Raw genomic sequence first — 18220 nt, 5'->3', positions numbered from 1 at the left:
AAGACCATGAGGTACATAATTGGAACAATGTATTTGACAGGTACGTAGGTGTGCATTTGCTGCAGCGTAACAATGGTCATGACCAGAGAGCATAGAAATACCCCGGTAAAGATCTTCAGCAGCAGCGCTCTTTTTTCAGATTTATCGGCTATATATCCGCCGTATAAAGCAATTCCAATAGAAGGAATGGCTTCACAAAGACCAATCAGTCCAAGGGCTAGTGGATCTTTGGTGAGGTGGTAGATGTGGAAGCCGATGATGACGGCCTGCATCTGATAGGCAAATGTAAAAAAGAAACGCATGCCCATATAGGAGCGGAATTCTTTGAAGCGCAGGGCCGCGTAAGGGTCCTGCTTGTCGATGATGGCAGAGTCTTTCAAGAGGAAATATTTTGAACAAATGTAGTTCTCCTGAAATTAAAGAACTATCATTTGTTTATAAAATTTCCGCTACATGACTTTATGATAGAAGGCTTTATAGGCTTCCTGCAGATCTTCCGCCTGATTAATGGCGGCTGAAGCAGCAATACCGAAAATACCGGTCTGCATCAGGGCATCGACATCCTCCAGGCTTACACCGCCAACTGCCAGGACAGGGAGTTCCAGATCCAGGTTGTTGAGTACGGTAACCGCTTTGGCATAACCCTCCACGCCCAGGAGTGCGGCATTGTTGGGTTTGGTGGTGGTGATCTGGAAAGGACCAAAGCCAGCATAATCTACACCCTCTTTATACAGACGGATCAAGCCTTCTATGGTGTTGGAGGAGCCACCTATGGTATATTCTTCGCCCAATTGTTTGCGAAGTTCGATGAAATTAGCCTCCATGTCTTCGATATGAAAGCCCTGGATATCGGCTTTACCTTTAAGGTGGATATGATCTGTGACAATCAGGGTAGCTCCCCAATCGTCACAGATAGTGGCAATTTGTTCAATATCTTGCAGCAGTTCTTCGTCCTTTTTGGTCAGGCATCTGTATTGAATCCATTTGGCGCCAGCTTCGCAGGCCAGTTGTGCTTGTTGTATATGGCTTAAAGCAGGAATATCGTGGGTAATGAACTGTAGTTTTTCTATATATTTCTTCACGTTGTGGAATTCTGTTGTTAAAACTTCAAATTTAGAGAAAGTAACAGGTTGGTACCAGCCTGTGGAAAATAAAAGTTTTCTGTAGTGGTATTTCCCTGGTACATGGAACTGTAGGTATAGCCATTGCTCTCATATTTTTTATCAAAAATATTATTCACCAGCAGGCCAAGGTTGATATTTTTAATGCCGAAAGCTTTAAAATCGTAGCCAGCACGGAGGTTGCTTACAAAATAACCCTTTAGTTTCCTGGATTCATTTTGTGTATTGTCCATATACTGTTTGCTGACATATTTGTTTTGGAGCCCAAAAGCCAGACCAGCAACAGGTTTATAGGCCAGTTCCGCAAATAGAACGGCTGCCGGAGAGAAGGAGATATCGGGAGAGGCATAATTGGTGGTTACAGTTTTGGTAATGTCTCCGTCATCATTGTATTCGTACAGGTAATCCAGGTAGTTTTTGATCTTATTCTTGCTCAATGCTGCATTGGCATTCAGCACAAATTGTTTGCTCAGGATATAGGACGCGTCGAGTTCAATACCCAGTCTGTAGCTGTTGGCTACATTCTGGCGCAGGGCTTCCCCTACGTCATTCAGCGCGCCGGTGAGCACCAGCTGGTCTTTATAGAACATTCCATATACATTCAGACCGGCATTGAAGCGTTCGGTTTTAATACGGTAACCTGCTTCCACATCGTAGAGGCGTTCCGGCTTTGGAAAGGCATCTGCCGGTGCGTTTACATAGTCATCCCGGTTGGGTTCTTTATTGGCTACACTGAAGGACGCATAGACATTACTCTTTGTATCAATAAAATAGGTGGCACCAAGTTTTGGGTTAAAGAAGTTGAGCTGGTCTTTGATGTCAAGGGCATTCAGGTCCTTTTCCGTGCCCAGGACCTTGTAATCCAGCCTCCGGAACTGTAGGTCGGCAAACAAACTTAATTTTTCTACCGGACTGTATACCGCTTTTCCATAAATGTTAAAATCTGTTTTATTTCCGGTGTTATCGTAATAGTGGTCGCCATATTTGCCGTTGGAAGCGTACTGTGCCCAGATGATCTCTCCGAAGTGCTTTCCGTCGTATTTGTTATAAGCTCCGCCAAGGGTAAAGTTTAAATTGGATTGCGGGCGATAATTGAAATTATATGTAAGCCCGTAGAAATTATTGTCCAGCCATCTCCTGCGGATCAGGTCGGTGGTGGTTTGCGGTTTCCCGTCAACATTAAGATCGGCTAAACCATAGTTTTTAAATTTCTGATCTGTTTTATATTCTTCATAGTAGCCCTTGCCGTCGGTATAGTGCAGGGCACCGTTAAAAGAGAACTGGTCATTAAACTGCCGTGCATACAGCAATTGATAGTGGCTTTGCCAGTAGTTGTCGGTCTGGTCTTTATAGGTAAAGGAATTGTAAGTCCGGCTACCTGAGTTCAGCAGGTTGGTGGCATCTGCATCGCTGAGCCAGTTCCTGGCAATATAAGCTTTCATGCCTTCCACATCACCGTTCAGTCTGGATTCCGGGATTCCGTTCCAGGCCTGATAGGTTTTTTCAGATCCGGAGAAAATATTTAAACGGAGCAAATCCTTTTTGCCCTGATACGCGCCAGAAAGAAAATAGGATTTTAAGGTAGAGGCGGCACGGTCAATAAAACCATCGGAACTGATCCGGGACAAGCGGCCATCGAAACTGAATTTATTGTCGATTAAACCGGTTCCTACCTTAACGGTATTTTTTAGGGTATTGAAGGAGCCATAAGTATTGTTTAATTCGGCATAAGGTTGGGCAGAGGGTGCCGAAGTCTGTACATTTAGGCTTCCTCCGAAAGCCCCGGCTCCATTGGTAGAGGTACCTACACCACGCTGGATCTGGATATTCTCTACCGAAGAAGCAAAATCGGGCATGTTTACCCAAAAGGTGCCCTGACTCTCACTGTCGTTGTAAGGAATGCCATTGAGGGTAACGTTGACCCTGGTGGCATCACTGCCCCTGATTCTTATACCGGTATAACCTACGCCGGCCCCGGCATCTGAAGTGACCACTACGCCGGGTGTATTGTTCAGGATAAATGGAAGGTCCTGCCCAAAATTGTTTTCTTTAATGTATTCCTTGCTGATGTTTTTATACGTTGTGGCCGATTTTTCATTGGCACGGGTAGCGCTTACGATCACTTCATCGGCAAGATAAGCGGATGGGATGAGGGTAAAATCTGCGCTGAGATCTGATGTCAGGTTAACGTTGCGTTCTGTGCTGTTGTAACCAATAAAACTGACGATCAGGGTATATTTTCCTGGTTTCAGGTTCTGGATCTGGTAAGTCCCGTTCTGGTTGGTGGTTGCGCCAAGGCTTTGGCCCTTTAGCCGGATACTTGCACCTGCAAGGAGCTGTTTGCCAGATTCTGATACTTTTCCTGAAATAGAGAATTGTGCCATTGCAAATACAGGGAACAGCAGCACAGCAATAGCTGCGGTCAGTAATTTTTTCAATTTGTTTTATTCCTTTTTAGTTAAACCTGCTGTGAGCAGGGGTACCCACAGTTTTAGTTAAACTCCATAACTCCAATCCCTACGCCGGCATTATCCGGATCAGGTGCATACATCTCAACGTTTTTGGTTGCTTACAGATGTAATGGGTATGATCTCAGCCCGTTTTTGTGTTTTTTACAAAACAAGGCACCCCCTTTTGATAAGACAAAGGTATTGAATTTATTTTAAAAGGAAGTGATCAACTGCTTTCAATGCGTTTTCGAAGCGGTCTTCCACACCGCTGATGACGGTATAGTTGGCATTCAGTGCCTGAAGTTCTCTGTGCCAGATCTGCATAAAATGCTCGCGGAGGTGTGGAAAATCTCTCAAGGGGTCTTCCTGCCAGGGCAGGTCAATGTCCATGAGCAGGTACAGGTCGTAAGGACGCTGTGGTAGTGCATCCAATACAATCTGTGGAGTTTCGCCCATCATTTCATCGCTCCAGATCTTAACCGTAAGAAAAGTGGTGTCACAAAAAATGAAATCTTTTTCCGCAGTAGCCAGAACAGATTCTTCCAGGGCTACCTGACCGTGGAACATATTGATCTCATCCTGAAGCGTACAGGGTTCTGTAAGTGCGGCACAATAGTAGCGGGCATATTCTGCAACCCAGGCGGTTTGATAATGCCTGGCGAGTTGCTGGGTGAGGGTCGATTTTCCGGTGCTTTCCGGACCGACAACAGCGATTTTTTTAATTGATTTGCTCACGGTAGGTCTTCCTCCAGTCTAAATAGCCAATAATGGCCAGGATAATTAATACAAAATATAGAATTGCTGTAAGAGAGAGGTGTTTATGGATGTATAAGGGTACATAGCAGATATCCACAACGATCCACAATAGCCAGTTTTGAAGGATTTTTCTGGTCATGAGTAATTGTGCGACGAAACTCATGGCCGTACAGAAGCCGTCAATGTAAGGAACATCGGTATCGGTATATTTGCTGAGGAAAAGGCCGAGCAGTACGGTCAGGATAAGAATCCCTCCCAGGATGTAAAGCCATTGTTTTCCACTGATGCGCTCTATGGGCTTCTCCCTGGCGGTTTTCTTCTTAAGCCAGTAATACCAGCCATAAAAAGCAGTGGAAAGAAAATAAAATTGTAATACCGTATCACCGTAGAGTTTGCTTTCATAAAAAACAATACTGTAGGCCAGTACGCTGACGATGGAAACGGGCCAGTTCCAGATGTTCTCTTTTGCAGCAAGGTAAATACAGATAAATCCGCTGATGGTCCCTACCCATTCCAGCAGGCTGGTTTGCTGAAACTGACTGATCAGAGATTGAAGAAAGGGAATGTCTAAAAGAAGCATGGGCCAAATGTAGCTAACCCGGAGCGTAAAAAAAATCCGGCAGGGAATCCTTCCCGGCCGGATAATAAACCAAACAAACTATTTATGAAGAATACCCTCTTTGCAATATATTGCTGAGGATGTTTTTGCGCTGTTTTCACAAACAACTATAGGGAAAACGGCAATTCTTCCGGTCTAGTACCCGGATTTTACTGCCGGGTTATTTCGTGACGCTTTGATGACTACTTGTTCCCGGACTAAAACAATTTTTGTTTTTATTTGCTATATGGAGTGTAATGTTCATCTTTAGCTTAAATACTTGCACCATGAAGTCTATTAAATTTGTAACACCTGTAGCTTTGATCCTGCTTAGCCTGTTGTTTTCTTTTACACTGATCAGAAAAAGTGGTGTACAGGGAAAGATCAGCCCGGCAGAAGGGATACAGCAGGTGCTTCTTATTCTGGGAACAGATACCTTAAAGATCCAGCCTCAGGCCGGAAATTTTAAGGTTGACAATATAAAGGCCGGTACGTATAAGCTGCTGGTCAAAACGCAGATGCCCTATAAAGATTTCATGATTGCTGAGGTCCCGGTGATAGACAGCGCTATAACTGATGTAGGGCAGATTCAGCTGTTGAAATATTAGCCTGCAGGGGGCCTGTTTTACCTCATAGCTTTTTTTGAAAAAACCTATACGTTATAGTACCTAAAAGTGTATCTTTGCATCCCGACAGAACAGTCGGGATCTTTCTTGTAGCATAGAAAATCTCGAGCGCAAAATTTTAAAGCCAATATGCCAAGAGACACCTCCATACGTTCAGTATTGATTATCGGATCCGGACCAATTATTATTGGCCAAGCCTGTGAATTTGATTATTCAGGATCCCAAGCAGCCCTTTCATTAAAAGAAGAAGGAATTGAAGTTTCTATTATAAACTCCAATCCGGCTACGATTATGACCGATAAGGTTATTGCAGACCATGTTTACCTGCGTCCGTTAACAGTAGATTCTATAGAAGAGATTCTGATAGAACAAAAGATTGATGCTGTATTGCCAACCATGGGGGGGCAAACTGCACTGAACCTTTGTAAAGAAGCTGAAGAACGCGGTGTTTGGGAAAAACACGGTGTTAAAGTTATAGGGGTTGATGTGGCCGCTATAGAGAAAACAGAAAACAGAGAAGCCTTCAGACAGCTTATGGTGGATATAGGTGTTGGTGTAGCCAATTCCCGGATCGCCAACTCCTTCCTGGAAGGTAAAGAAGCTGCTCAGGAGATCGGCTATCCTCTGGTAATTCGTCCTTCCTACACTTTAGGTGGATCAGGCGGCGGATTTGTACACAAAAAAGAAGAATTTGACGCTGCTTTAAAGCGCGGACTGGAAGCTTCACCAACCCATGAGGTATTGGTAGAGCAGGCCGTTCTGGGCTGGAAAGAATATGAGCTGGAGTTATTGAGAGACAGTAATGACAATGTGATCATTATCTGTTCTATCGAAAACTTTGACCCAATGGGTATCCATACAGGAGATTCCATTACTGTGGCACCAGCAATGACACTGTCCGACCGTTGTTACCAGGACATGCGTAACCAGGCGATCAAAATGATGCGCGCCATCGGTAATTTTGCAGGCGGATGTAACGTTCAGTTTTCTGTAAATCCGGACAACGACGAAATCATCGCAATCGAGATTAACCCAAGGGTATCCCGTTCATCTGCACTGGCCAGTAAAGCAACAGGTTATCCGATTGCAAAGATAGCTTCTAAACTCGCTATAGGTTATAACCTGGACGAGATTGAGAACCAGATCACTAAAACGACCTCAGCATATTTTGAACCTACGCTGGATTATGTGATCGTAAAGATACCACGCTGGAACTTTGATAAATTCAAGGGTGCCAATATGGAGCTTGGATTGCAGATGAAATCTGTAGGAGAGGTGATGGGCATCGGCCGCAGTTTTATCGAAGCCTTGCAAAAAGCTTGTCAGAGTTTAGAAATTGGCAGGGCAGGACTGGGTGCAGACGGTAGACACAACCGCAGTATTGAGGAGATCATGTACGGTCTGGAGCATCCAAGCTGGAACAGATTGTTCCTGATTAAGGATGCGATGAGTATGGGTGTGCCTTTGGAATCTATCCGTAAAGTAACCCGTATTGATAAATGGTTCCTTGCGCAGATTCAGGATCTGGTACATCTGGAAACAGAACTGAAAAGATATTCTCTGAATAATATACCAAAAGACTTTTTCTTCAGCCTGAAACAAAAAGGTTTCTCCGATATTCAGATTGCCTATTTGCTGGGCAATGTAACGGAAGATGAAGTGTATGACCGCAGAACATCGCTGGGCATTAGAAGGGTTTATAAAATGGTAGATACCTGCGCTGCTGAGTTTGCGGCACAGACGCCATATTATTACTCCACCTTTGAAGAAGAGAACGAATCGGTCTCTTCCGACAAGAAAAAGATCATTGTTCTCGGATCAGGCCCGAACCGTATCGGTCAGGGTATTGAATTCGATTACTCTTGTGTACACGGACTGCTTGCAGCCAAAGAAACTGGTTTTGAAGCGATCATGGTAAACTGTAATCCTGAAACGGTTTCTACAGATTTCAACATGGCGAATAAGCTGTACTTTGAACCGGTATTCTGGGAACATGTACGTGAGATTATTGAACTGGAGAAACCAGAAGGTGTGATTGTACAGCTTGGTGGTCAGACAGCCCTTAAAATGGCAGAAAAACTGCATGAAAAAGGCATTAAGATCATCGGAACTTCTTATAATGACATGGATGTTGCAGAAGATCGCGGACGTTTCTCAGATCTTTTAAAAGAGCTGGAGATTCCTTATCCTAAATATGGGGTAGCGGAAAATGCGGAAGAAGCGATTGTGGTGGCTAATGAGGTAGGTTATCCTGTTCTTGTTCGTCCAAGTTATGTACTGGGCGGTCAGGGCATGAGCATTGTGATCAATGATGAAGACCTGGAAAAAGCAGTGGTTAAACTGTTAGGTGATCTGCCTGGCAACAGGGTACTGATCGATCACTTCCTGGACAGGGCAGAAGAAACTGAATCCGATTCTATCTGTGATGGAGAGGATGTACATATCGTTGGTTTAATGGAGCATATTGAGCCAGCAGGGATTCACTCTGGTGATTCCAGTGCGGTACTACCACCGTTCAGTTTGTCTGCTCAGGTGATCGCGGATATGGAAACCTATTCCAAAAAGATTGCAAGAGCTTTAAATGTGATTGGTTTGCTGAATATCCAGTTCGCGGTAAAGGATGATAAAGTATATGTGATTGAAGCCAATCCAAGAGCTTCACGTACGGTACCTTTTATTGCGAAAGCTTATGATGTACCATACATTAACATCGCAGCTAAGATCATGCTGGGTGTAAATAAACTTAAAGACTTTAATATAGAGCGTAAACTGCAAGGTTACGCGATAAAGGAGCCTGTATTCTCTTATGATAAATTCCCTGAAGTTCCAAAAGAACTGGGACCGGAAATGAAATCAACAGGTGAGTCTATCCGCTTTATCAAAGATCTTGAAGATCCCTATTTCAGAAAGCTGTACAAAGACAAGTCAATGTACCTGAGTAAGTAAGAACAATTCCTCATATAAAGTCCCGAAAGGGACTTTTTTTATGCTTTGGATTTCCGGGGCCTTAAATAAAAAATCCTCGCTATCTTACGATAACGAGGATAATCATCCCTATTGTTACGTTAAAACCCATTACTGGATCAGAACTGTTTTATCTAAGGCAAAGGCTGTACCAGAATCCGTGTGTCGATCATTTTACCCTCTGTACCGCTTTTGAGGGTGTTTTGAATCAAAATGGTCATCTATATATATATTTTTCGCCGGGTAGCTTATTCCCCAATCGGGGAATTTTAAAGTAAAATTTCAGCGCCACAGTTTTTCCGGCTACCCAAAGAGTGCGGAAAAAACGTCTTCTATTTTACCCACGCCTATGATCTCTATTTTATACTTTTCCTGCGAAAGACCTTTCAGGTTATATTTAGAAACAAAGATCCGGTCAAAACCCAGTTTGTCCGCTTCTGAAATGCGTTGTTCGATTCTGTTCACCGCTCTGATCTCTCCGGAGAGCCCAACTTCTGCGGCAAAACAGGTTTTGGAAGAAATGGAAATATCCTCATGGGAAGAAATGATGGCAGCCAGTATGGCCAGATCTATGGCCGGATCTTCAACTTTAATCCCGCCCGCAAGATTTAAGAAAACATCGCGTGTGCTGAGGCGGAATCCGCATCTTTTCTCCAGCACAGCCAATAGCATGTTCATTCTTCTGGTGTCAAAGCCTGTTGCAGAGCGCTGAGGCGTTCCATAAGCAGCAACACTCACCAAGGCCTGCGTTTCGATCAGCATCGGTCTGGCGCCCTCTAAAGTGGCTGAAATGGCTATGCCGCTTAATTCTTCATCCCGTTGTGACAATAAAATTTCGGAGGGATTGGTCACTTCCCGCAAACCACTGCTGTTCATTGCATAAATGCCCATTTCCGCCGCGGCTCCGAACCTGTTCTTGATGGAACGCAGTATCCTGTAAATATGATGCCTGTCGCCTTCAAACTGTAAAACCGTATCCACCATATGTTCCAGGATCTTTGGCCCCGCGATAGCGCCGTCTTTAGTAATGTGTCCGATGAGGAAAACCGGGGTGTCGGTTTCCTTGGCAAAACGAAGAAGCTCTGCGGTACATTCCCTCACCTGCGATACACTTCCGGGAGTAGATTCTATATGGGCGGAGTGGAGTGTTTGTATAGAATCCACAATCACAATATGGGGCTCTAATTGCTCTATCTGTTTAAAGATATTCTGGGTCGAAGTTTCTGTGAGGATATAGCAATCTGCTTTAGGCGTTAAAGTAATGCGCTCTGCACGCATTTTAATCTGTTGCTCGCTTTCTTCTCCCGAGATGTATAAAATGCGTTTGTTCTGGATGTTTAAAGCCAGCTGCAGCATGAGCGTGGATTTACCAATGCCGGGCTCTCCTCCAATCAGGGTTACAGATCCGGTAACCAGTCCGCCACCAAGCACGCGGTCCAGTTCCTGGTCTCCTGTTAAGATTCTTTTTTCTGTGGAAGATTCTATGTTTTCTACCTTGCTGGGCTTATTGGAACGCTGACTTCCTGAAGAGGTTTTCCAGGCAGGAACATTGGGGGCACTTTTTTCCACCACCTCCTCTACAAAGGTATTCCATTGACTACAGGAAGGGCATTTACCCAGCCATTTTGCAGATTCGTATCCGCAGTTCTGGCAAAAATATGCTGATTTTGTTTTGGCCAATTTTAATAAATTTTAGAGGACTAATTTACCTTTAATTGTTGAGCATTGGCTATTAAAATGCAAATTGGAAGAAGGGATGGGGCTTAAATAAATAAGCCTGAGATCGTAAAGAAATCAGGCTTATTCAATGCTTTCAATCAGGATTACAATTTTATTTCCTCGTCTTTTGAGGACAGAAAATGAAACTCTGTCAGGTTGTACGATGGTACAGCCTTAATTTTTATGCGCTGGCCAAATTTAAAGAACCATTTCCACTGCAGGGAGATGAATCCTTTTTTAATGAAGGCCTCAATGTAAGGGTGAACACAAAGGGTAACATTCTTTTCATTCTGCTCCTGCAAAATGTAAGTCAGGTTATTTTCGATATCATCCATCAGAACGATACTGGCTTTGATCTCTCCGGTACCATCACAGGTAGGACATTTCTCACTCGTTACAATATTCATTTCTGGTCTTACACGCTGGCGCGTGATCTGTACCAGTCCAAATTTACTTGGAGGCAGAATGGTGTGCTTGGCACGGTCCAGCTGCATGAGTTCGCGTAAATAATCGAACAATATCTTACGGTTGGCAGGCTTGTGCATATCGATAAAATCGATCACCACGATACCACCCATATCACGCAGCCTGAGCTGACGTGCAATTTCTTTTGCGGCCTCTTTGTTTACCTGAAGCGCATTCTCTTCCTGGTTTTCCTTACTGGCAGTTCTGTTGCCGCTGTTCACATCAATAACATGAAGGGCTTCTGTATGTTCTACCACCAGGTAAGCACCACCTGCCAGGTTTACCGTTTTCCCAAAACCATTCTTAATCTGTTTGTCCAGACCAAAATGTTCAAATATCGGTTCCTTCTGCTTATAATGCTTTACAATCTTCTCCATTTCGGGAGAGATTTCATGAACGTAAGAACGAATGTCCTCAAACACACCGTGATCATTTACATAAACATTGGTGAAGTCTGTGCTCAGGATATCACGGATCAGCGTAGACGTGCGGTCCATTTCTCCCCAAACACGTTTAGAAGGTTCTGCATCGGGTAACTTCTTAATGAAGCTCTCCCATTTGGCTACAGAATCCAGGAGATCTTTTTGTAGTTCTGCAACACCTTTTCCTTCAGAAACAGTTCTGATGATCACCCCAAAGTTTTTCGGCTTAATACTTTCAATAATCTTCTTCAGACGATTACGTTCTGTATTACTCTTGATCTTTTTGGAAATGGAAATAACATTGGAAAAGGGGACCAATACGATATAGCGACCCGCTATAGAGAGGTCAGAACTTAAGCGTGGACCTTTGGTCGAAATAGGCTCTTTAGCTATTTGAACAGGTACAACCATGTTTTTGGATACTACTTCAGATATCTTTCCGGCCTTATTAATATCGGCCTCCAGTTTAAAGTTATCTAATAACGTTCCATTAACAGAGCCATTACGCTTAATTTTTGTAAGCTTTATTAAAGATTGTACTTGCGGACCCAGATCAAAATAATGCAGGAACGCATCTTTCTCATAACCCACATCAACGAACGCAGCATTAAGGCCCGGCATAATTTTCTTTATACGGCCTAAATAGATGTCGCCAACAGCATAGTTGTTGTTGATGTGTTCTTTATGAAGTTCTACAAGTTGTTTGTCTTCAATTAAAGCTATGGTTACTCCCGTAGGAGATGAATCGATAATTAATTCTTTTACCAAAAGCTATAGATTTTAAGGCACAATAGTACCTTATTAACACATGGACTCAAATAAAAAACACCATAAACAAGGAAATATACGCCGAATGTTCAACGTATATTTCCTTGTTTACAGTTACATTAAGAAAAACTATTTTTTCTTATGTCTGTTTTTTCTTAAACGTTTTTTACGTTTGTGCGTCGCCATTTTATGTCTTTTTCTTTTTTTACCACTCGGCATAATGTTGAAATTTTAATATTTTTATAAATCTGTTTATTAATTCTTATTTACTAAGCTCAGCCACTCTTTTGTCAATGAATTTAGATAAAGTTGGGTTTGCTGCTAGTTTTTTACTCTTCAAATAGGCCTCAACGGCTTCTTTGTTTTTGCCTAAATTCTCATAGGCCGTAGCCAGGTAGAAATAAGCATCCGGAGAGGGTTTCTGAGCTATAATATCATTAAAGCGAACAATAGCTTTGTCAAACTGACCGGATTTGATAGCAAATGTACCTAAGCTCATTTGCGCTTTTAAATTTTTTGGATCTTTTTTAACCACATCCAGCAGCATGGCTATTCCCTTCATAGGCATGCCCATTCCGTTAACGATGGTAATTCCTAATCCTGTTTTTGCTTCAGCGCTGTTAGAATCAATGGCCATTGCATTGGTATAAGCTGTATTTGCCTTTTGTAACAACGCAGGTTGCATAACGCTGTCCTGTGTGGTATCAAAAGCTTTCATCAGCCTTCCGCCTGCATTGAGCCAATTGTTCAGGTTTTTTTCTTTACTGGCCACAATCTCCAGATACAGTGCACTTGGAACAGTTTGTTCAACATCATCCCATTTCTGGGCAAGGAGTTGTGCGGCTTTGATCTGGTCCGCACCGGAGGTACTCTTGTAAGTATTCTCCAGTGTGGTGATCTCTGCAGCTAAACTGGCATTAATTACATTCTTACCTGCTGCAGATACTTCCTGTAAATTAATTTTTTGAGCAGCTGTATTAGCGGTCAGCTGACCGGCAGCCGGAGTCCCTGAGGTCTCCTGTTTTGGCTTAACCAGACCTTTAATATCCCGTGTAAACAAAAAAGCAACCAGCAGGGCAACTGCCCCAACGATTAATAATTGTTTAGTGCGGATATTGCTTGTCATACGATTAGGCCTCTACGCTGATTTTTTTAGAGTTGTTCTTCACTTTGTCCACAAACACTTTTGCTGGTTTAAAGCTAGGTACAAAATGCTCAGGAATGATGATTGCCGTATTTTTAGATATGTTTCTTGCAGTTTTTTGTGCTCTCTTTTTTACAACAAAACTTCCAAAACCTCTTACATATACATTCTCTCCGCCAATCATGCTGTTTTTGATCACTTTGAAAAATGCTTCTACGGTTTCTTGCACATCTACCTTTTCAATTCCTGTCTTTGTTGATATCTCTGAAATAATATCTGCCTTAGTCATATTTTCTATTATTAAATTATTGTGTGTTAAATATTATAAGTGTTTTGGGGTTGCAAAAGTATTGCTTTTTAATGAGATAGGAAAATAAAAGATAATTTATTTGCTTCTTGTTTGATCAGAGAATTGCAAGTTTTGTAAAAACGCTGGAAGATTATCGTTTAAATGCAGTCCTGAATAAAGTTTTGCCCGGCTTCGGGCAGGATAAAAAAAGATCTTCAAGCAGGCAAACCGGCGTTAAACCGATGAAATAAAAGTACTAAAACTAGAATATTCTCATAAAAAGACCAGGGAGACAATGTATTTTTGACTCTTATGCACTTTCAAAAAGAAATAACCGACTGGTATCATATTCATAAAAGGGATCTCCCCTGGCGAAATACCAGGGATGCTTATGTGATCTGGCTGTCTGAGATCATCTTGCAACAGACAAGAGTAGAACAAGGATTGCCCTACTTTAACAGGTTCCTTCAGGAGTACCCAACAGTAAGCCATTTTGCCGGGGCTACGGAAACCCAGGTGCTTAAATTATGGCAGGGGCTGGGTTATTACTCCCGCGGAAGAAATATGTTGCACACAGCGCAGCAAATTGAGGAATTGTACAATGGTGTTTTTCCGGTCAGTTACGATGAGCTGATCCGGCTGAAGGGGATTGGCGAGTACACAGCGGCTGCCATTTCTTCCTTTTCTTCCGGAGAAGCAAAGGCTGTGCTGGATGGTAATGTTTTCAGAGTACTGGCCCGGTATTTCGGGATCAGCACTCCAATTAACAGTACCGAGGGGAAAAAACAATTTTCTGAACTAGCTCAGTCCATGATGGATGGTCAGGATCCTATGGTGTACAATCAGGCCATTATGGAATTCGGTGCCCTGCAGTGTAAACCCAAATCGCCGGATTGTTCGGTTTGTCCATTGCAGATGGATTGTTATGCCTTTCGGCAAAAAGAGGTAGGGTCACTTCCTGTAAAACTGAAAAAGCTGGTGAAGCGTAACCGCTATTTTAATTATATGATCCTGCAAAATGGAGCGGATATCCTGGTCAGAAGAAGAAATCCGGGGGATATATGGCAGCACTTATATGATTTCCCGCTGATAGAGACAGAAGAAGAAGCTGGTATATTTAATCTGGAGCTTTATGAACGTATTCGTGAGGAATACGGAAAGGATGTAATTATACATCCAGTCATGCAAATGAAGCACGTCTTAACACACCAAATTATATATGTTCAATTTTTTGCTTTAGATAATTATATCATTAACTTTAAAGGTAATACAGATATAAAGTGGGTGGGAAGAGCGGAATTGGACGATTTGCCCCAGCCTAAAGTAATCAGCAGTTTTATAAATGCCCATTTAACCAAATAATATAAGCACATGTCAGGTATCAATAAAGTAATTTTAGTTGGACATTTAGGTAAAGACCCTGAAGTCCGGCATTTAGAAGGAGGTGTAACTGTTGCAAGCTTTCCGCTGGCTACCTCAGAAACCTATAATAAAGACGGCAAACGAGTTGAGCAGACTGAATGGCATAATATTGTTTTGTGGAGGGGCTTAGCGGAAGTGGCTTCGAAATATTTACAAAAAGGGAAATTGGTCTATATTGAAGGTAAACTTCGTACCCGTTCCTTTGAAGACCGGGAAAAGATCAAGAAGTATGTTACTGAAGTAGTGGCAGAAAACTTTACCATATTAGGAAGAAAGAGTGATTTTGAAGTGGCTCCGGTGAGCCCAAGTCAGAATATTTCGGCACCGAAGCATGAGGATGATTTCCTGGACGTAGATGGTGTTTCCGGTGATCTGCCTTTCTAAGTATAAGATATCATAAAAAAAGCCCTGCTTGATCCACAAGCAGGGCTTTTTTTATGATATCTTATACTATTAATTGATCTTGGTATAGTAAATATTCAACTTCACCCTGTTGGTTGTGTTTTGAAATGAACCAATAATGGATCTGTTGGCAATACTTACAGAAGAACCAATGCTATATTCTGGTGCAGTTGGTGCAATATAGGTTCCGTAGTCCATTGTTTTTCCGTCCAAAATATCCTGCAGATAGGCAGTAAGAATAAATTTATACTGTTTTTTGGTGGTATCGTAGCTAAAAAACTGAGCAGCGGCTCTCGGGTCAACTCCTGAACTTAAACCAGCGGTATTGTCTGGAAGGTAGCTTCTCTGTCCGGCAATGTCTAACCTGTACAGCGTCAGGTTTTGGAGTGCTGGAAAAACAGCGTCCGTACCATTACTTACATCAACAAGTAATTCTGCTTTGTTGATCACGATCCTTCCGCCAATGGTCTTCAACAGATTTTTAAGTGATGGAAAGCTGACCTTTGTCCGTAAGCCTGCAAGCGGTTGCAGGTAAGTCGTTGCGAATTGCTGTTTTGGCGCATCAAGCTGTGCCTGTACACCTGTACTCCAGGTATGGTCAACTTTAGCTGCAACAGGTCCTGATGTTGTACCAACAGCAAATTCCGCATATACGGTATCAATTGCTGTCGTTGTTGTAGCGTTCTGCCTTTTGTAGTAGACTTCAAGTTTGGAGTTGGAGGCAAAGTTCATGAACATCATCCCACCTGTTCCAGTGGTGGAAGCGGTTAAGTAGAGTCCTTTGAAAACATCCGTAAAACTTGGTCTGTTTAACAATTGGGCTGTGCTCAGATTGGCAATATTTTGCTGAATAAATGAATTGCTCAGTTTGATCCTCATTTGAGGCACAACAGATTTTAAAGTATCTGCGGCTCCGGATACAATACTGGTGATTTTAAACGGCGTAGTTGGTTTTATTTTTGCAGAATAGGTTCCGTAAACAGCAGGATCGTATTTCCACTCCCTGTTGCTCACAAATGAGGTCTCATTGTCCATATTGCTTTTCAGCTGATGTACATTTACGGTATACACGGAACTTGTGGTATCTCCGTAGAACTGGGTAGAATAAGGCAATACCAGAACTGCCGAATCTATAACCGGATTTGTTCCGAAAGTATAGGCGGTATTTCCCGGAGTACTTACACTCAGTGCCAGGCTGGCCTGTGAAGTTCCAAAATCAGGATCCTTCAGAAAACCCAGAGGATAACGTGTAGGATTGCTTCCGCTGGTACCCAGATAGGTGGTCAGCGGATCATCGGTAACGGTCCTGGTGGAAATGGTTAAAGTATCTACAAGGTTGCCCTGTATTGCATTGTTTGGATCAAGGTCCAGGCCCAAAGTGTTGGACTTATTACAGGAGCTAAAAATAAAAAGACTTATCAACAGGGTCAATAAGTCTAGTTTTGAAAATTTCATATTTAAATTGATAATACCGTGTTTATGCTATTGAAACCATTTCTTCATTCGAAATCTCCTCATAAAGTGAATAGAAATTGTCGAAATTTTCGGTTAAATTATAAGCTAAAGTTGGTTTATTAGAATCTTTAACAAATTTTAACACATCTGCTTCAAGATTTTCATCGGCCAGTACAACTGCATCTGAATAAGAAACAGCGCCTTTGTGCAGGGCATTACAATCTGCTTTTTCAAAAACCTTGGTGTCTTCCTCAGTCATTGAATTCATCACGGCCTTTTTGTAAAGGTCTGTGTTTAATGTTTCCTTGAAACAGTTTTCATATATAGAATACACGACTTTAGCATTTTTGAATGTAGGGTCGTTTTTGTAAGTCGTTTTAATATATGCCGGTACCAAAGCAGTCATCCAGCCGTGGCAATGTACGATATCCGGTGCCCAGCCTAATTTCTTTACGGTTTCCAGTGCGCCTTTGCAAAAGAAGATTGTTCTTTCATCATTGTCCGCATAAAATTTGTTCTCTTTGTCCCTGAAAACATATTTTCGCTGAAAATAATCTTCATTATCAAGGAAATACACCTGCATGCGCGCAGCAGGGATAGAGGCAACCTTAATAATCAGAGGATTGTCATTATCGTCAATAATGATGTTCATACCTGATAAACGAATCACCTCATGTAATCTGTTTCTTCTTTCATTAATGTTCCCAAACCTTGGCATCAGAATCCGGATCTCAAATCCTTTTTCCTGCATTGCCTGAGGTAATTGACGGGTGATTTCTGAAATTTTAGTGAGTTCGAGGAAAGGCGACATCTCGTGTGTAACAATCAGTAGCTTCGTTTTTGCCATCTCCATATTCGTGAATGAAATTTATGTTAAAGAAAAGATAATCAAGGGGCAAAGGTAATCAAAATAATAATATTTATCAAGTTGTTACGCAAGATGTTTTGTTAAGAATAGATAAATAACCAACTTTGGCACCTGAAACTCTAAAGATAGGTTTGAAACTCATAAATACCATTGCGGCGTTAAAAACGCTGCTCGAGCCGCTAAAGACTGCTCAGAAAAGAATAGCCCTGGTTCCGACCATGGGCGCCCTTCATAGGGGGCATGTTTCCCTTATTGATCTGGCTAAGCAGCAGGCCGACATTGTGGTTTGCAGCATTTTTGTAAACCCGACCCAGTTTACAGATCCAAAAGATCTGGAAAAATACCCGCGGCCGCTGGAGCATGACATCAAGATGCTGGAAGACGCAGGATGTAATGTTGTGTTCATGCCCTCTGTTAAAGAAATGTATCCCGTTAAGGAAAACTGGCATATTGATCTTGGAAATGCAGAATTTTTGCTGGAGGGAGAATTCAGAAAGGGACATTACCAGGGAGTTACCCAAATTGTAAAGAAGTTGTTTGATGCGGTAAACCCTGATCTCGCTTTTTTTGGGCAGAAAGATTTTCAGCAGGTGCTGATGATCGAAAATATGGTGCGTTATTTTAAGCTTCCGGTACAGATCATCACTTGCCCTATTATCCGGGAAGAGGATGGACTGGCCATGAGTTCCAGGAACATCCATCTTTCAGCAGAAGACAGGCAGCATGCATTGGTTTTAAGCAAAGCCCTTTA

At 42.4% G+C, this 18220-nt stretch carries 15 protein-coding genes and 1 pseudogene; 5 read left to right on the top strand and 11 right to left on the bottom strand.

Annotation, left to right across the window (positions count from 1 at the left end):
• The 5 genes and pseudogenes from VNZ46_RS20790 to pnuC form a co-directional block, all read right to left on the bottom strand.
• A pseudogene (locus VNZ46_RS20790) lies at window positions 1-380 on the bottom strand (MFS transporter); the annotation flags it as partial.
• A 69-nt stretch (window positions 381-449) separates the two neighbouring features.
• Window positions 450-1082 carry a thiamine phosphate synthase gene (locus tag VNZ46_RS20785; RefSeq protein ID WP_325562188.1) on the bottom strand — a complete coding sequence of 211 codons (633 nt, stop codon included), beginning with the start codon at window positions 1080-1082 and terminating at the stop codon, window positions 450-452.
• A 17-nt stretch (window positions 1083-1099) separates the two neighbouring features.
• Window positions 1100-3559: a TonB-dependent receptor gene (locus tag VNZ46_RS20780; RefSeq protein ID WP_325562186.1), complete on the bottom strand. Its 2460-nt coding sequence runs from the start codon at window positions 3557-3559 to the stop codon at window positions 1100-1102.
• 219 nt (window positions 3560-3778) lie between these two features.
• Complete coding sequence (locus tag VNZ46_RS20775) at window positions 3779-4306, bottom strand: ATP-binding protein (protein WP_325562185.1); 528 nt, start codon at window positions 4304-4306, stop codon at window positions 3779-3781.
• Window positions 4290-4907 (bottom strand): nicotinamide riboside transporter PnuC, encoded by a 618-nt coding sequence (gene pnuC / locus VNZ46_RS20770; protein WP_325562183.1) that lies wholly within the window; start codon window positions 4905-4907, stop codon window positions 4290-4292. Before pnuC ends, VNZ46_RS20775 begins: the two co-directional genes overlap by 17 nt.
• A 305-nt stretch (window positions 4908-5212) precedes the next feature.
• Here pnuC and VNZ46_RS20765 point away from each other — a divergent pair, with 305 nt between their 5' ends.
• Window positions 5213-5533, top strand: a complete 321-nt coding sequence (locus tag VNZ46_RS20765; RefSeq protein WP_325562181.1) for a carboxypeptidase regulatory-like domain-containing protein — start codon at window positions 5213-5215, stop codon at window positions 5531-5533.
• Between the two features lie 147 nt (window positions 5534-5680).
• Complete coding sequence (gene carB, locus VNZ46_RS20760) at window positions 5681-8497, top strand: carbamoyl-phosphate synthase large subunit (protein WP_325562179.1); 2817 nt, start codon at window positions 5681-5683, stop codon at window positions 8495-8497.
• A gap of 321 nt (window positions 8498-8818) precedes the next feature.
• Here the strand turns inward: carB and radA are convergent, their stop codons facing one another.
• From radA to VNZ46_RS20740, 4 genes are all read right to left on the bottom strand, one after another.
• Window positions 8819-10195, bottom strand: a complete 1377-nt coding sequence (radA, locus tag VNZ46_RS20755; protein WP_325562177.1) for a DNA repair protein RadA — start codon at window positions 10193-10195, stop codon at window positions 8819-8821.
• Between the two features lie 143 nt (window positions 10196-10338).
• Window positions 10339-11889, bottom strand: coding sequence for an Rne/Rng family ribonuclease (locus tag VNZ46_RS20750; RefSeq protein WP_199077040.1), 1551 nt, complete (start codon window positions 11887-11889; stop codon window positions 10339-10341).
• A 262-nt stretch (window positions 11890-12151) separates the two neighbouring features.
• A complete protein-coding gene (locus tag VNZ46_RS20745; RefSeq protein ID WP_325562174.1) occupies window positions 12152-13015 on the bottom strand; it encodes a tetratricopeptide repeat protein in 864 nt (287 codons plus the stop codon).
• 4 nt (window positions 13016-13019) lie between these two features.
• On the bottom strand, window positions 13020-13322 hold the full coding sequence (locus VNZ46_RS20740) for an HU family DNA-binding protein (RefSeq protein WP_108552488.1): 303 nt from the start codon (window positions 13320-13322) through the stop codon (window positions 13020-13022).
• A 312-nt stretch (window positions 13323-13634) separates the two neighbouring features.
• Here VNZ46_RS20740 and mutY point away from each other — a divergent pair, with 312 nt between their 5' ends.
• Both mutY and VNZ46_RS20730 read left to right on the top strand, forming a co-directional pair.
• Complete coding sequence (gene mutY / locus VNZ46_RS20735; protein ID WP_325562171.1) at window positions 13635-14684, top strand: A/G-specific adenine glycosylase; 1050 nt, start codon at window positions 13635-13637, stop codon at window positions 14682-14684.
• Between the two features lie 9 nt (window positions 14685-14693).
• Window positions 14694-15128, top strand: coding sequence for a single-stranded DNA-binding protein (locus VNZ46_RS20730; RefSeq protein WP_325562169.1), 435 nt, complete (start codon window positions 14694-14696; stop codon window positions 15126-15128).
• 69 nt (window positions 15129-15197) lie between these two features.
• Here the strand turns inward: VNZ46_RS20730 and VNZ46_RS20725 are convergent, their stop codons facing one another.
• Both VNZ46_RS20725 and VNZ46_RS20720 read right to left on the bottom strand, forming a co-directional pair.
• Window positions 15198-16601 (bottom strand): DUF4270 domain-containing protein, encoded by a 1404-nt coding sequence (locus tag VNZ46_RS20725; protein ID WP_325562167.1) that lies wholly within the window; start codon window positions 16599-16601, stop codon window positions 15198-15200.
• Window positions 16602-16623: 22 nt separating this feature from the next.
• Window positions 16624-17454 (bottom strand): glycogen/starch synthase, encoded by an 831-nt coding sequence (locus VNZ46_RS20720; RefSeq protein WP_199077034.1) that lies wholly within the window; start codon window positions 17452-17454, stop codon window positions 16624-16626.
• Between the two features lie 146 nt (window positions 17455-17600).
• Here VNZ46_RS20720 and panC point away from each other — a divergent pair.
• Window positions 17601-18220, top strand: a 620-nt coding sequence (panC, locus tag VNZ46_RS20715) for a pantoate--beta-alanine ligase (protein ID WP_325562190.1), incomplete at its 3' end; no start/stop codon positions are given.

Origin of the sequence: Pedobacter sp., assembly GCF_035566355.1 — a bacterium.
Taxonomy (GTDB): Bacteria; Bacteroidota; Bacteroidia; order Sphingobacteriales; family Sphingobacteriaceae; genus Pedobacter.
This window is presented reverse-complemented; position numbering and strand designations above follow the sequence as displayed.